The sequence below is a fragment of the Paraburkholderia sp. GAS333 genome, from assembly GCF_050435665.1.
Classification (GTDB): Bacteria; Pseudomonadota; Gammaproteobacteria; order Burkholderiales; family Burkholderiaceae; genus Paraburkholderia; species Paraburkholderia fungorum_A.
Genome location: NZ_JBNDKS010000001.1, coordinates 1271404 through 1285703, shown reverse-complemented (window position 1 = coordinate 1285703; position 14300 = coordinate 1271404). Strand labels below are relative to the sequence as shown.

The following is a 14300-nucleotide window of genomic DNA, read 5'->3' as shown; positions in this document are numbered from 1 at the left end:
GCGCCGCTTGCTTCCCGCTTATTCGCCGCGCGAATTGCCGCTCCGTTGCGGAACGGCATCCATCGGAATCATTCGCCGATCCACGAACCCCGCAGATCGCTGTCATGCAGCAATTGCAGCAGCGTCCCCGCCGGACGGCTGAGCCGTTTCGCCGCGAGTGCGATGAATTCCACCGACGGCAGCGTCGGCAGACCGGCCGCATTCAACGGCGGCGTCAGCCCGCGCGCGGCCAGATACTGCGGACGCACGGTAATACCCAAACCGCCGCGCGCCGCCGCAATGCATCCCGAGTGACTGCTGCTCGTACACACGACCTGCCAGCTGAAACCCGCCTCGGCGAGCGCGTCGAGCACGACCGCGCGCGTCACGCTCGGCTCGGCGACCAGAATCAGAGGCAACGGCTGGCTCAGATCGACCAGCGTGCCCGCGCGCGCGAGCCACTCCAGCCGTCCGGTGAAAAGCGGCACGCCGCGCCGGTCGCCGAGCCGCCTCTTGCCGACCAGCAGATCGATCTCGCCCGCGTCCAGCAACTCGTACAGCTTGCCGGTCATGCCGATGGTGATTTCCAGTTCGACGTCGGGATGGGCGTCGCGGAAAGCCGCCAGCACCGTGGGTAGCGGGCCGAGCGCGACATCGTCGGAAGAACCGAGACGCACGCGGCCTTTCAGACGCGGCGCGCGAAACTGCGATTCGGCGCGTGCGAGCGCCTGCAGGATCACGCTGGCGTGCGCGAGCATGGCCTCGCCGTCGGGGGTCATTGCGAGCGAATGGGTGTCGCGCACGAACAGGCGCCGGCCAACGCTCTCTTCGAGCCGCCGGATGTGTTCGCTGACGCTCGATTGCGTCAGGTTCAGCCGCCGCCCCGCTTCGGTGAAGCTGTGGCAAGCGGCGACAGTTGCAAAAGTCTTGAGCCAGATGGGATTGAGCATGATGCGCCATTGTCGCGCTGCTTATCGGCAAAGTCGATAACAGTCAGCGTCGCTAGTGGGGTTCCCGATTGACGAAGATGTCAATATCATGACGGAATTCCCCAATGAATTGCCCCGCGCAGACGCCGTCAAGGCCGCCTGAGCGCGTCGTGAAAAATGACCAAGGATTCCTCCCAGACCGCGCTGCTGTGGATCGTCGCCGCCGGTTTCTTCATGCAATCGCTCGACACGACGATTGTCAACACCGCGCTGCCCTCCATCGCCAACAGCCTGCACGTCGCGCCGCTCGCGATGCAGCCGATCGTGGTGGCCTACACGCTGACCATGGCGATGCTCACGCCCGCGTCCGGCTGGCTCGCCGACCGCTTCGGCACCCGCCGCGTGTATTTCGTGGCGATCCTGATCTTCGTGCTTGGCTCCGTCTGCTGCGCGAGCGCGCATACGCTCGGCCAACTGGTGATGGCGCGCGTGCTGCAAGGCATCGGCGGCTCGATGCTGCTGCCGATCGGACGCCTCGCCGTGTTGCGCAGCGTGTCGGGCGAGCAGTACGTGTCGGCGCTCGCGTTCATTTCGATTGCGGGCCAGCTCGGGCCGATTGCCGGGCCGACGCTCGGCGGCTGGTTCGTGCAGGCCATCACCTGGCACTGGATTTTTCTGATCAACGTGCCGATCGGCGCGGTGGGTCTGTATGCGGTGCAGCGCTATCTGCCGTCGCACGGTGAAGCCAAGGCGCCGCCGTTCGACTTTATCGGCTGCGGATTGCTGTCGCTGTGCATGATCGCGTTCTCGCTCGCCATCGACGCGCCGGTTCCCACGCATCGGGCCGCGTGGTCGGCGGGACTGTTCGTGCTCGCCGTGCTGAGCGCGCTGGCCTACATTCCGTATGCACGGCATCGGCGCGAACCGCTGTTCAAGCTCTCTCTGTTCGGCGAGCCGAATTTCAGCGTCGGGCTGGTCGGCAATCTCGTCTGTCGGGTCGGCTCCAGCGCGGTGCCGTTCCTCGTGCCGCTGCTGCTGCAATTGCAACTGGGCTACTCGCCGCTGCATTCCGGGCTGATGATGCTGCCCGCGGCGCTCGCCGGCACCGTCGCCAAACGCTGGATCGCGCCGCTCGTGCGCCGCTATGGCTACGACACGTTTTTGCTGGTCAACACGATCATTGTCGGCTCGGCCATCGTGTCGTTCGCGCTGATCTCGCGCGGCACGCCGCTCGTGATCGAGGCCGCGATTCTGGCCGTGTTCGGCGCGGCCAATTCGATGCAGTTCGCGGCGATGAACAGCGTCACGCTCAAAGGTCTCTCTCACGAAGATGCGGGTAGCGGCAACAGCCTCTTTTCGATGGTGCAGATGCTGGCGATCGGGTTGGGCGTGTCGATCGGCGGCGGACTGGTGAACGTGTTCTCCGCGCACTGGGGATCGGCGGAACTGGGATTCCGGTTCGCCTTCGTGTGCGTTGGCGTGATTACGCTGGTGTCGGCGTGGGTCTTCCGCCATCTCGACGACGCGTCGGGGACAAGCCCCGTACGCGGCCAGGCGGCTCAAGGCGCGGGGCGCTGATTTTGCGTTGGCACGGCGGGCCCCGAGTCCGGGGGCTTGTCGATCCGCAGTGCTTCGACCGGGCCTGCTTTGCATTTTTCGACCTGCGTTGTCTCGCAAGCGCGGTCTGAAAAGACTAAGCCCGTGCCCTGGTCACTCCGGTAAACGCACGCCCGAAAAACCCTCGCACGCTTCGATCAGCCGCTCCTGCACAGCGACATCGCGCAATGCCGGATGCGTGTCGCGCGGCTGCTTGTGATAAAAATACGCGCCGCTCACCCTGGCCGCCGGTTCGTCGCTGACGGCCAGCCACACCTGTGTTTCCGGTGCGGCCTGCAAATCGTCCGGCGCGCCCTTCCCGCCCATTTTCGTCGCGACCCAACCCGGCTCCAGCGCATTCGACAACACCCCCGGCCAGCGACGCGCCATCGCGAACGCCAGCAACGCATCGTGCAGCTTCGAGTCCGAATACGCAGCCGTGCCGCGCCAGGGACGCCGCTCCCACGCGAGATCGACCAGACTCGCGTCGCCGCTGCGATGCAGGCCCGAACTGAGATAGACGAGCCGCTTCGGCTTGTCGATCAGCGCGGTCAGCACGTACGGAGCCAGCGTGTTCACCGCGAACACATGCGGCAAGCCGTCGACGGTCGACACCCGGCGCGGCTCCTGAAAACCGACCGCCGCATTGTGGATCACCGCATCGAAATGGCCGAGCCGATTGACCTGCTCAGCGAGCGCTTTCGTCGCCGCAATACTCGACAGATCGCCGACGAGTGCGGCCCGCGCTTCAGGCACCGCCTTCAACGCATCGGCCGCGCGCGCATCGCTGCGCGCATGCAAAACGACTTCATGTCCTGCATCGACGAGTAGACGCGCGGCCATTTGGCCTAAACCATCGGAAGATCCGGTAATAAAAACACGCGACATGATCGATTCTCCGTTGAATAGTCCAAATATGCCCGATGCATGACGAGAAGCCCATTCCATCGCATGTGGGCCGAGTCCGAACAGGCTAACGCCTGGCGCGCGATTGACGCGATAGCGTCGCTATCATGGCACTCATGACATCGCATCATCGATAAGCGCTGAGAGGCCCGCACCGCCTGCGTTCTCGCGTGAATCAAAGGCTACTTTCGCGTTAGCATGTCGTGCATTAATGCATAACAAAAGGAAGATCACATGCCATTTGACGAGCGCATGCTGAACGGCATGGGCGTCTTGACGGCGATCGTCGATTGCGGCAGTTTTGCGGCGGCCGGCGAAGCGCTCGACATGTCGCAATCCGGGGTGAGCCGTTCAGTTGCACGGCTCGAAGCACGTTTGGGTATCCGCCTGTTCGACCGCACCACACGCTCGGTCACGCTGACCGACGAAGGGCGCCGCTTCTACGAACAGATCGTGCCGCTGCTCGGCGGACTCGAAGAGGCGGCGGCATCGGCGGCACAAGGCGCGACAGCGGTACGCGGACGTTTGCGCGTGAACATGGACCCGTTCTTTTCGCGCCTCGTGCTGGGGCCGCGGCTCGGCGGCTTTATCGACAAGCATCCCGATCTGCAACTCGAACTGATCACGCGTGACCAGTTGGGCGATATGGTCGCCGACGGCTTCGATCTCGCGATCCGTTTCGGCGAGCCGCCGGTGTCGACGCTGATCGCGCGCAAGCTGCTCGACACGCGCATCCTGACCGTGGCTGCGCCTTCGTATCTGAAGAAGCATGGTCATCCGGTGAACCCGGCCGATCTCGAGAGCGGCAAGCACGTGTGCATCAAGTTTCGCGATCCGCTCACCGGGTATCCGTTCGCGTGGGAGTTTCATCGCGGCCGCAAGAAGCATGTGATTACGCCGCAGGGACGCCTGACCGTGAATGACGTGGGCACCTTGCATAGCGCGTGTGCAGCGGGCCAGGGGATTGCGCAGATTCTGTCGCTCGGGGCCGAGTCGTTGCTGGCGAACGGCAAGCTGGTCGAGTTGTTCCCCGACTGGGGCGATGAGGTTTATCCGCTATATGCGCTGTATCCGTCGCGGCATCATCCGCCGGCGAAGGTGCGGGCGTTCTACGATTTCATCGTTTCGCTGACGGGTGGTGCGGCCCGCGAAGCGGGCGTCTGAAGCGTGCGGGTTGCGGTCGCTTTACGGTGCGGATTTGCTGCGCTGCGTTGTGGTGTTACGAGTTGGCGTTATGCACTAGCGGTACGCAGCAGCACCGTGCCGCAGTGTGATGCCAACCCGCGCTATCCAATCGTATAGCGATTCTGCGAGCCAGGAACGTACACGCCACGCGCGAGCATCAGTATCTGCTCGCGATGGCGGTCGAATGCCGCCAGCACCGCCGGTTCATCCGAGCCCGCATTCGGACTCAGATTCGACAGCACCGAATCGTTGACGGCGAAGGCGATTTCGCGTGCATTGTCGTAGCCCCAGAAATTGACGCAATGGTGATAAGCGTCGTAGCTGCGGCTCGGGTTCGGGAAGTTGAGCGACATGTCGTGCTCCGGCAGTTGTCCATTTCCTTTTGCACGTTGCGCTGAATGAGTGGCGCGGTCAAGCGGTTTTTGCTCCGCATTTCACGGCTTGCAGGGCCGCGCCATTCGCTCCGATCGTCTGACGTTGCGGGTCGTTTCAGGCCACCTCCTCCAGCAATTCCCGCACCGCCGTCCTCGCTTCGCGTGCGAGTTCTTTCAGATCGACACCGTCGATCTGGTCGTCGGCGACCACCTGCCTGCCCGCGCAAAACAGAGCGGCCAGCGAAGGCCGTCCACCTGACGCAACCGGTCCGATAGCCGGATCGTGCAGGCCGAAATATCGTGGATCGTCGAGCCGGTAGACCGCGAGGTCGGCCGCGAAACCCACGGCGATCTTGCCGACTTCGTCGAGGCCCATGATCTGCGCGCCGCCCGCCGTGCCCCAGTGAATCACGTCGGCAATGCTGGCTGCATTCGCGCCGCCTTCGAAGCTGCCGCCGCGATAGGTCGGCTGCGCCATCATGCCGAGCCGCGCGCGTTGCGCGAGCCACGTCATGTGGACTTCGGAAATCATGTCGGCCGCTTCGTTCGAAGCCGCGCCGTCGACGCCGATCGACACCGGCACGCCCGCATCCGCCATCTCGCGCACCGGACAGATGCCGCTGCCGAGCCGTCCATTGCTTTGCGGACAATGCGCGACGCCGGTGCCGGTCTGCGCGAGCAGCGCGATTTCGTCGGCATCGACCTTGACCAGATGCGCATACCAGACGTCATTGCCGAGCCAGTCGTGCTCGCCGCAGAACGCGACCGGCGACTGCCGGTACATCGCGTGCGCGCTGTCCTGATAACCGACCGTCTCCGACAGATGGCTATGCAGACGCAGCCCGTGGCGACGCGCCAACGCCGCCGTCTCGCGCATCTCGGCGGGAGAAATGGAATACAGCACCGTGGTCGGCGCGACCACGACGCGCTGCATCGCGCGCGGCGACGCATCGTGATATTGCGCGGCGAGACGCTCGATATCGGCGGCATACGCGTCCAGCGTTTCGGGACGCAATGCCGTCGGCAATTCCGCTTCGAGCTGGCGCGTTTGCGTCGCGCCGCCGCGCAGCAGTACGAAGCGCAAGCCGAGCTTGTCGGCTTCGTCGAACAGGATCGCCGAACTGTCGAACGGCATGCCCGGGTAGTACACGTAGTTGTGATCGGCCACCGTCGTGCAACCGGAACGCGCCAGTTCGATCAGACCGATGCGCGCCGCGAGACGAAAGCGCCGCTCGTCGAACAGCGCGCGAAACCGGTATGGCGTGGCGGCGAGCCACGGCGTGAGCGTTGCATCGAGACCGGCCGTATCGCCCTTGAGCAGCGACTGGAACAGATGATGATGCGTGTTCACCCAGGCCGGGTAGACCACGCAATCGGTCGCGTCGACGATCGTCTCGCCCGGACGCGGCGTCAGCGCGCCAATCGCCTCGATCGTATCGCCGACGATGCGGATGTCCGGTCCCTTCACGCGGTCAGGGTCGTCGGCGGAACCGCGACCGCCGGTCATGATGGCGGCCGCGTTGCGGATCAGCGTGGAAGCTTGCGTAGTGTGTGTTGTCATAAGCCTGAATGCGTGAATTCGTGAACGCGAAGAATCAGAGTTGGCTATCGTGCCAGCCGCGCAAACCGATGCGCGACACCCACGCGGTGATCGCGAACAGCACGACACCCGTCACGGTAATCAGCAGCAAGGCCGCAAAAAGACGCGGAATATTCAGCTGAAAACCGGCTTGCAGAATCTGATACGCGAGCCCTGCACCACTGCCGCCCGTGCCTGCAACGAACTCCGCGACCACCGCGCCGATCAGCGACAAACCGCTTGAAATCCGCAGTCCGCCGAAAAAATACGGCAATGCGCTTGGAATCCGCAAGCGCACCAGAGTCTGCCAGCGCGTCGCGCGATTGATCTTGAACAGGTTGATCAGGCCGGGGTTCACGCTGCGCAAACCGAGCGCGGTGTTCGAGATGATCGGGAACAATGCGACCAGCGTCGCGCACAACACGAGCGCGGCATTCATGTCCTTGACCCAGATGATGATCAGCGGTGCGATGGCAACCACCGGCGTGACCTGCAACAGGATCGCGTACGGAAACAGACTCGCCTCGATCAGCGGACTCTGCACAAACAGCAACGCAATCGCGACGCCGAGCACAGTCGCCAGCGCGAACGCGAGCAGCGTGATCTTCAACGTCGCGAGCAGGCTGCCGAACAGCAACGGCGCGTCCTGAATCAACTCAGTCACGATGGCCGACGGCGACGGCACCAGGTACGCGGGCACCTTCATCAGCACGCACCAGCTTTGCCACATCGCGAGCACGAGCACGCCGACGATCCACGGTGCAAGTGCTTTCGCCATGCCGGGACGTTGCAGCAACGGCCGACGCGCGGGCTTCGCGACCGTTGTCGTTACCGCAGACGTTTCGCGTCGCGTTTTAGCCGAATGACCCACCAGCACTTCGCCTGTCATGATTGCACTCCTGTTTCCTCGTTCGCGAACGATGCGCGGTGCGCATCGGCAATCAATTCCGAGAGCGTCTTGCAATGACGCATGAACGGCTCGCTGACACGATAAGCATCGTCGCGCTCCAGCGCGCCTGCAGTCGCGTCGTCGATCGGCACCTCGGCGATGATCCGCCCAGGCCGCGCGCCCATCACCACCACGCGGCTCGACAGATACACCGCTTCGTAAATGCTGTGCGTGACGAACACCACCGTCATGCCGCGTCGTTTCCACAAGTCACGCAGATCGCTGTCGAGCCGGTTGCGCGTGAATTCGTCGAGCGCGCCGAACGGTTCGTCGAGCAGCAGCAGATCCGGCTCGGTGACCAGCGCCCGCGCGAGCGACGCGCGCATCTGCATACCGCCCGACAGTTCGCGCGGCAGCACCTTGCCGAACTTGCCGAGCCCGACGCCTTCGAGCGCGTCGGCCACCCGTGCATCCGCTTCGCGACGCGGCACATGCGCGAGATCGAGCGGCAGGCGTACGTTATCGGCGACGCTCGCCCACGGCATCAGCGTGGCTTCCTGAAACACCATCGACATACGCCGCCCTTTCGAGCCCACCGTGTCGAACGGTTGACCCCACCAGCGAATGTGTCCATGCGTCGGCGTTTCGATCCCGGCGAACATTTTCAGCAGCGTGCTCTTGCCGCAACCGGACGGTCCGAGCAACGAGATGAACTCACCGGGTTCGATCGCGAGCCGCACGTCTTCGAGCGCGACCGTGCCGTTCGGATAGCGCTTGTCGACGCGCTGCACCGACAGCAACGGCGCGGCCGCTTTGGGAATATAAGCTTCAGTCGCGGCCATGTTCATTGCTCCACGTGAATGGGGACTATTTCGCGAAAGACTTCGTTTTCGCCGTGGTCGTTCAGCAGCTTGAGCAGCATGCGGCGCATCAGCAGGCCTGGCTTGTCCGACTCCATATGACATTCCTGCTGACGGCGCACGTCGATGCACGCGTCGTAGTCGGTGGCTTCGAGGATGTCGCGGTCTTCGTCGGTGATCGGGCGATCCCAGTCGATCAACTCCTGCGTCGTGCAGGCCTCTTCGGTGTCGTTGCGGTAGAGCCATTGCGACAGCATCAGCGTGCGGTCGTCAATCGGCGTCGCGCAGTTGTAGATGATGTGATGGATGCCGCTCGCCGGATACACGCAGCCAAAGCGCCGCGCAAACGGCATGAACCAGCGGTTGATCAGATGCCGCTCGGTGACTTCCTCGGTCGTGCCGGTAATGCGGTAGCTCGCCGGCGGATTGCGCACCGGCACATGCGTTTCGGCTTCGAAGCCCCAGTCGTTCGGACGGAATTCGTAGCTCGACGGCTTCGGGTTGTCGAACAGACCGAAGTTGCCCTTGTGCACGAAACTGAAATGCGAGTTGTCGAACGAGTTCTCCATCATCCGCAACGGGCTGGTTTGCCAGCGCTCGTAAAACTGCAGGATGCGGCGATAGCCCGGCGCGCCGTCTTCGGGGAATTCGGGAATCGGCCGCAGAGGTTCGTCGAGTGCGACCCATGCGTAGCCGTAGCGCTCTTCGCAGTGGTACGACTGCACCACCGCGCGCGACGGAATCGTGCCGCCGTCGTTCTGCGGAATCTTCACGCATTGACCGGTGCAGTCGTAGGTCCAGCCGTGATAACCGCAGGCGATGTTGCCGTCGCCGTCGACGAAACCCTTCGACAGTTTCGCCGTGCGATGGCAGCAGCGGTCCTGCAACGCGTGCGGCTTGCCGCCCGCGCCCTTCCACAACACGATCGGCTCGCCGAGCAGCGTGAACGGCTGCGGACCGGCGTCGAGTTGCGACATCGGCATGATCGCGTACCAGAAGCGGCGCAAAACTTTTTGACGGGTGACCAGCATGTGAGGCTCCTTCTTTTTCTGACGTTCAGATGTGGGGTTGTTCAATGCGTGCGATGCCTGTGTTCCATATGCACCGGCACGGCATCAAGGCATCACCTTCACGTTCTGAATGAATTGCAGCGTGTAGGCCGCGTGGTAGTCGGTCGCGGGCTTCAGCAGTTTGGCGTCGACCATGTAGTCGAAGGTCTTCTTCCAGCGCGCGTCGCTCATCGTGCCGATGCCCTGGGTCGCCGCATCGCCGCCTGTCACGATCTTCAGCTTCTTCAGTTGCGCAACGCCGTATGCGAGTTGCGCGTCGCTCATCTGCGGGTTGTCTTTCTTGATCAGCGCATTGCCCGGCGCGGGATCGTTCAGATAGCTCTTCCAACCTTCCATCGACGCCTTCACGAAACGTGCGACCACGTCCGGCTTCGTCTTCATCGTGTCGCGCATCGTGACGATGGTCGTGTTGTACGGCGGATAGCCGTCATCCGCGAACAGGAAGAAGTGCGCGTTCGCGTGCGCCTGCTCGGCCTGGAACGTTTCCGACGACGGGTATGCCTGCATTGCGACGTTCTGATCGGCGAAGAACGGTTGCAGGTTGAAGGTGTACGGGCGCGCCTGCGCTTCGGTGTAGCCGTACTTCGCCTTGAGCCACGGCCACCATGTCGTGCGGCCCGAACCGGCCACCAGAATCGTCTTGTTCTTCAGACCGCCGAGGCTGGTGACGTCCGCGTGGGTCATCATGCCTTGCGGGTCGTACTGGAACGCGGCGGCGACCGTGGTCACCGGAATACCCGCCTCGACGCTCGACAACACCTGGAAGTCGTAGCCGAGCAGAAAATCCGCCTGGCCGCCTGCCAGCAACTGCATGCCGTTGACCTGCGGGCCGCCCATTTTGATCGTGACATCGAGTCCGTACTTCTTGTAGATGCCGGTCGCGACAGCCTGATAGAAGCCGCCGTGTTCGGCTTGCGCATACCAGCTGGTCAGCAGCGTGACGTGGTCTTCGGCATGGGCCAGCGGCGTCGCGAGCGCGAGGCCGGTCAACGCGGCAGCGGCGGCACGGCGAGCGATCAACGAAGAGATAAGCGAACGGCCCGACACTGCAACGCGAGCAAGACGGGAGAGAAGATGCAGAACGCGCATGACTGAACTCCGTGTGAAAGTAGGAATCGTGGGAATGGTTGGAATAGCGGAAAGGCGTCGCAACAGGGAGCGCGCGATGACACCGCCGAGCGTGATCGCGCAGAGGCTCATTGCAGTGACGCAAAACAGTCGGGTGACAATTTGGGGCAACTGCATCGCACGCTCCTTGTTGGCGAAACCGGACGGTTCCGATCAAACGTCGAAAGGATCGACGTGGGCGCACGATGCGCCCCAAGAGCAATGCCCCACGGTGACCGGCATTAACATGCCGGCTCGCTAGCCGCTTCTACTCTGATTGCGTATTAAGCGAATGTTGTGCCAGCCGAGCACGGCGCCGTGAGATGCATGACCACACGCGTCCGACGCATTTCCTGCGCAGCCGTTTGACCCCAGGCCGCACCCGCTCAACGCGTTAAGGCACCACATCGGTGCGCGCAGGCCGTGCTTGAGGGCGTGGACGTAGGCAACGAGAAAAGCACCGGGACTGCGGCTTGCTCCATTCAAGGAGTCCAACCAACCGGAGAGCGACCATGAGCGAAACCAAAGACGATGCGAAGACCAAACCGGCCAACATCGAACATCCGCAACCGGCAGTGCATAGCGACAACGAAAAAAGCAAACTGCCCGAACGCAACGACGCCAACCGCGATCAGTCGCCCGCCGACCACCCCGGCAAGAAGCCCGGTGAAGGCGAACCGTCGGTCAGTTAAAAGCTCGTTGAAAAAATAATTCAAAATGTTCCGGCGGCTTTGCTGCATTTTCCGCAACAAAGCCGCGCAAAATTCTTCCTTACAGCGCCTTTCGGAACGCAAACATTTCTTCCGGTTTTTTACCGATTATTTTTCCCGCGTAATGGACTATTTTCCTGCTTGCAGCGATCTCCGCGCCAAGCGGGCCGGCTGCCGCCCCTTAATCGATAAAAAAGGCGACGCCCATGTCCATCTCTCCCACCTCGCGGCATCTGCCGAAAGTGTCGATCTGTCTGCCGACCTGCAACCGGCCTGAACTGCTCGTCGAATGCATCGATTCGTGTCTCGCGCAGACCTACGACAATCTCGAAATCGTGATCGGCGACGATTCGAAGGACACCCGCACCGAACAGTTGATCTCGGCACGCTATGCGCAGGAGCCGCGCGTGCGCTATACGCTGAATCAGCCGCCGCTCGGCCAGGCTCGCAATGTCGCGAGTCTTTTTGCACGCGCGAGTGGCGACAAGATCCTGTTGATCCATGACGACGACCTGCTCACCACCGACGGCGTCGCGAAACTCGTGTCGCTGTGGCAGCTTCATCCGCAGCTCGATGCCGCGTTCGGCGACCAGTACGAAGCCGATCACGACGGCATCGTCGACTTCGACGCGAGCGTCCATCTGAATGCCGCGTTCCGGCGCACGAAAGACGCGCAGGGTCTGCAGGCGCAGCCTGGCCGCACCGGGCTGGTCCAGATGTTCCCGAACAATGGCTGGATGGCGAACGCGGATCTCGTGAAGCGGATCGGCTACGACGAGCAGTACGGCATCTGCTGCGATTTCGTGTTCGGCACGGAACTCTGTCTCGCGGCGCGCGAGGTGTACTACCTGCACGACTACGTGTCCGTCTATAGAAAGACGGCGACCTCGGTCTCGCACAGCACGCGCGGCACGGCGATCGCGGCGACGGTCAGCGCGTACGGGTTCGTGAAGGCGCTGAAGCTGCCGCCCGAACTGGAATCGTCGCGCAGGCTGGCATTGCGACGGCTGGTGCCGATTGTCGTGTCGGTGCACGCGCGTAACCGGCAAACATGGGCCGGCCTGAAGATCGCGCTCGGGCATCTGTTCGCGTACAACTACGGAGTCAGCGCGCGGCTTTACTACCATCTGCTGACGCTGGCGCGCGCCGGGTTCACTGTGCGCAGACAGGCCGTCGCTGCGGCCGCGGTTGCGGCGGTGGCTGCCGCGCCTGCCGTTGCCGATTCGGCGGCGGTGGTCAAGGAGCTGGTCAATGAGCTGGTGACGGACCGGTCTGAGCCGGTCTGAGCGTGTTTGAGTTTTTAACCACCCTGCGTGCTAAGCATCGGCTGATTAGCAAACGCGTATTTGTTGCTTGGCCCTACGCGCGGCGCTGATTACGATGAACCTTCGTTATCCACCAAGGTGAGTCGCCACCATGTCCGACAGTGCCTGTTTCAAGCCGCGAGTGATCGAACCCGTCGTCGACAATCAGCCCGAAGGCCTCGGCCTCGCCGTGGAGTTATGGCTCGCGCAGCCCGTTGACGGCATCGCGGGACGCGCGGTGCAAATTCATCTTCGAAGCGATGCGAAAATGGCGCAGGCCGAGACGTTGCGCGATCTGTTGCATGCGTTGGGAACGCAGATTGTGGTGAGCTGAAGGCGCGACTTATACGTGTGCATGGGCGTGACATGTTATAAAAAAGCAGCGGCCGAAGTCACCTCCGGCCGCTGTTTTTCAGTTTTTCAGACGCGTATCACACCTTCAAGGCTCGTGCCGCAAATACCCTTCCTTCGACGGATCGCGCATACGCAGCGACACCAGCCCGGCAATCGCGCACATCGCGGTGACGTACCAGAAGAACATCGACTCGACGCCGATCGACTTCAGCCACAACGCGACATATTCCGCCGAGCCGCCGAATATCGCATTCGCCACCGCATACGACAAACCCACACCGAGCGCGCGCACCTCCGGCGGGAACATTTCCGCCTTGATCAGCCCGCTGATCGACGTATAGAAGCTGACGATGGCGAGCGCCGCCACGACCAGCGCAAACGCCGCGTACGGGCTCGACACATCCTTCAGCGCGTGCAGCAGCGGCACCGTGCCGAGAGTCGCGAACAGGCCGAAAAACAGCATCGAACGACGGCGGCCGATGCGGTCGGACAACGCACCGAACGCAGGCTGCATCAGCATGTAGACGAACAGCGCGGCGGTCATCACGTTGCTGGCGGTTTTGGTTTGCATGCCCGCGGTGTTGACCAGATACTTCTGCATGTAGGTCGTGAACGTGTAGAAAATCAGCGAGCCGCCGGCCGTGAAGCCGAGCACCGTCATGAACGCGCCTTTGTGCATCCACAGGCCGCGCAGCGTGCCCGCTTCCTTGCGCTGACGCGTCGCGGCGGTGGTCGTTTCATCGAGCGATTTGCGCAGATACAGCGCGATCAGCGCGGCGATCGCGCCGATCACGAACGGCACGCGCCAGCCCCATGCCTTCAGCTCTTCGGTGGAAAGCGTCTGTTGCAGAATCACGAGCACCAGCAACGCGCACAACTGTCCGCCGATCAACGTCACGTACTGAAACGACGCGAAGAAACCGCGCCGTCCCTTGAGCGCGATTTCGCTCATGTAGGTTGCGCTGGTGCCGTATTCGCCGCCCACCGACAAGCCCTGGAACAGACGCGCGAGCAGCAGCAGCGCGGGCGCGAACGCGCCGATCTGCGCATACGTAGGCAACATGGCGATGACCAGCGAGCCGCCGCACATCATGAACACCGACACCATCATCGCCGTGCGCCGGCCGCGTTTGTCCGCAAGACGGCCGAAGAACCAGCCGCCGATGGGGCGCATCAGGAAGCCCGCGGCGAACACGCCGGCGGTGTTGAGCAACTGCGTGGTGGTGTTGCCGCTCGGGAAAAATGCGGGCGCGAAATACAGCGCGGTGAACGAATACACGTAAAAGTCGAACCACTCGACAAGATTGCCCGACGAAGCGCCGACGATCGCAAAAATGCGGCGCCGCGTGTCGTGAGCCGAGCCCACGGATTGATCGGTCAGTTCACTCATATTGATATCTTTCCCTTTTCTGAAACGGAGATGGCGATCGTCTCGCCGCCTTTGCGACTCGCGCCGAC

Annotated in this window: 14 protein-coding genes; 5 read left to right on the top strand and 9 right to left on the bottom strand. The window is 62.8% G+C overall.

The window, feature by feature from the left end; all coding sequences use genetic code 11:
• Nucleotides 1–68 precede the first annotated feature (68 nt).
• Nucleotides 69–929, bottom strand: a complete 861-nt coding sequence (locus tag ABH945_RS05775) for a LysR family transcriptional regulator (protein ID WP_074764135.1) — start codon at nt 927–929, stop codon at nt 69–71.
• Nucleotides 930–1085: 156 nt separating this feature from the next.
• Here ABH945_RS05775 and ABH945_RS05770 point away from each other — a divergent pair, with 156 nt between their 5' ends.
• Complete coding sequence (locus ABH945_RS05770; protein WP_429249966.1) at nt 1086–2486, top strand: DHA2 family efflux MFS transporter permease subunit; 1401 nt, start codon at nt 1086–1088, stop codon at nt 2484–2486.
• Between the two features lie 132 nt (nt 2487–2618).
• Here the strand turns inward: ABH945_RS05770 and ABH945_RS05765 are convergent, their stop codons facing one another.
• Nucleotides 2619–3392, bottom strand: a complete 774-nt coding sequence (locus tag ABH945_RS05765) for an SDR family NAD(P)-dependent oxidoreductase (protein ID WP_429249965.1) — start codon at nt 3390–3392, stop codon at nt 2619–2621.
• A gap of 252 nt (nt 3393–3644) precedes the next feature.
• On the opposite strand from ABH945_RS05765, the gene ABH945_RS05760 reads away from it, so the two are divergent.
• Nucleotides 3645–4574, top strand: a complete 930-nt coding sequence (locus ABH945_RS05760) for a LysR family transcriptional regulator (RefSeq protein ID WP_074764138.1) — start codon at nt 3645–3647, stop codon at nt 4572–4574.
• 122 nt (nt 4575–4696) lie between these two features.
• Here the strand turns inward: ABH945_RS05760 and ABH945_RS05755 are convergent, their stop codons facing one another.
• The 6 genes from ABH945_RS05755 to ABH945_RS05730 all read right to left on the bottom strand — a co-directional run bounded on the left by ABH945_RS05755 (nt 4697) and on the right by ABH945_RS05730 (nt 10456).
• Nucleotides 4697–4948 (bottom strand): DUF1488 domain-containing protein, encoded by a 252-nt coding sequence (locus ABH945_RS05755; protein ID WP_074764139.1) that lies wholly within the window; start codon nt 4946–4948, stop codon nt 4697–4699.
• A 136-nt stretch (nt 4949–5084) separates the two neighbouring features.
• Nucleotides 5085–6530, bottom strand: a complete 1446-nt coding sequence (locus ABH945_RS05750) for an amidohydrolase family protein (RefSeq protein WP_429249964.1) — start codon at nt 6528–6530, stop codon at nt 5085–5087.
• Between the two features lie 34 nt (nt 6531–6564).
• On the bottom strand, nt 6565–7326 hold the full coding sequence (locus ABH945_RS05745; protein ID WP_429250370.1) for an ABC transporter permease: 762 nt from the start codon (nt 7324–7326) through the stop codon (nt 6565–6567).
• Between the two features lie 107 nt (nt 7327–7433).
• Nucleotides 7434–8279, bottom strand: a complete 846-nt coding sequence (locus tag ABH945_RS05740) for an ABC transporter ATP-binding protein (protein ID WP_429249963.1) — start codon at nt 8277–8279, stop codon at nt 7434–7436.
• A 2-nt stretch (nt 8280–8281) separates the two neighbouring features.
• Complete coding sequence (locus ABH945_RS05735; RefSeq protein WP_074764142.1) at nt 8282–9328, bottom strand: aromatic ring-hydroxylating oxygenase subunit alpha; 1047 nt, start codon at nt 9326–9328, stop codon at nt 8282–8284.
• An 84-nt stretch (nt 9329–9412) separates the two neighbouring features.
• Nucleotides 9413–10456 (bottom strand): ABC transporter substrate-binding protein, encoded by a 1044-nt coding sequence (locus tag ABH945_RS05730; RefSeq protein ID WP_429249962.1) that lies wholly within the window; start codon nt 10454–10456, stop codon nt 9413–9415.
• Nucleotides 10457–10986: 530 nt separating this feature from the next.
• Here ABH945_RS05730 and ABH945_RS05725 point away from each other — a divergent pair.
• From ABH945_RS05725 to ABH945_RS05715, 3 genes are all read left to right on the top strand, one after another.
• Nucleotides 10987–11166, top strand: coding sequence for a hypothetical protein (locus ABH945_RS05725; RefSeq protein WP_074764144.1), 180 nt, complete (start codon nt 10987–10989; stop codon nt 11164–11166).
• A 224-nt stretch (nt 11167–11390) separates the two neighbouring features.
• Nucleotides 11391–12470, top strand: a complete 1080-nt coding sequence (locus ABH945_RS05720) for a glycosyltransferase family 2 protein (protein ID WP_429249961.1) — start codon at nt 11391–11393, stop codon at nt 12468–12470.
• Nucleotides 12471–12600: 130 nt separating this feature from the next.
• Nucleotides 12601–12822, top strand: a complete 222-nt coding sequence (locus ABH945_RS05715; RefSeq protein WP_074764146.1) for a hypothetical protein — start codon at nt 12601–12603, stop codon at nt 12820–12822.
• A gap of 105 nt (nt 12823–12927) precedes the next feature.
• Here the strand turns inward: ABH945_RS05715 and ABH945_RS05710 are convergent, their stop codons facing one another.
• Complete coding sequence (locus ABH945_RS05710) at nt 12928–14232, bottom strand: MFS family transporter (protein WP_074764147.1); 1305 nt, start codon at nt 14230–14232, stop codon at nt 12928–12930.
• Between the last annotated feature and the right edge of the window lie 68 nt (nt 14233–14300).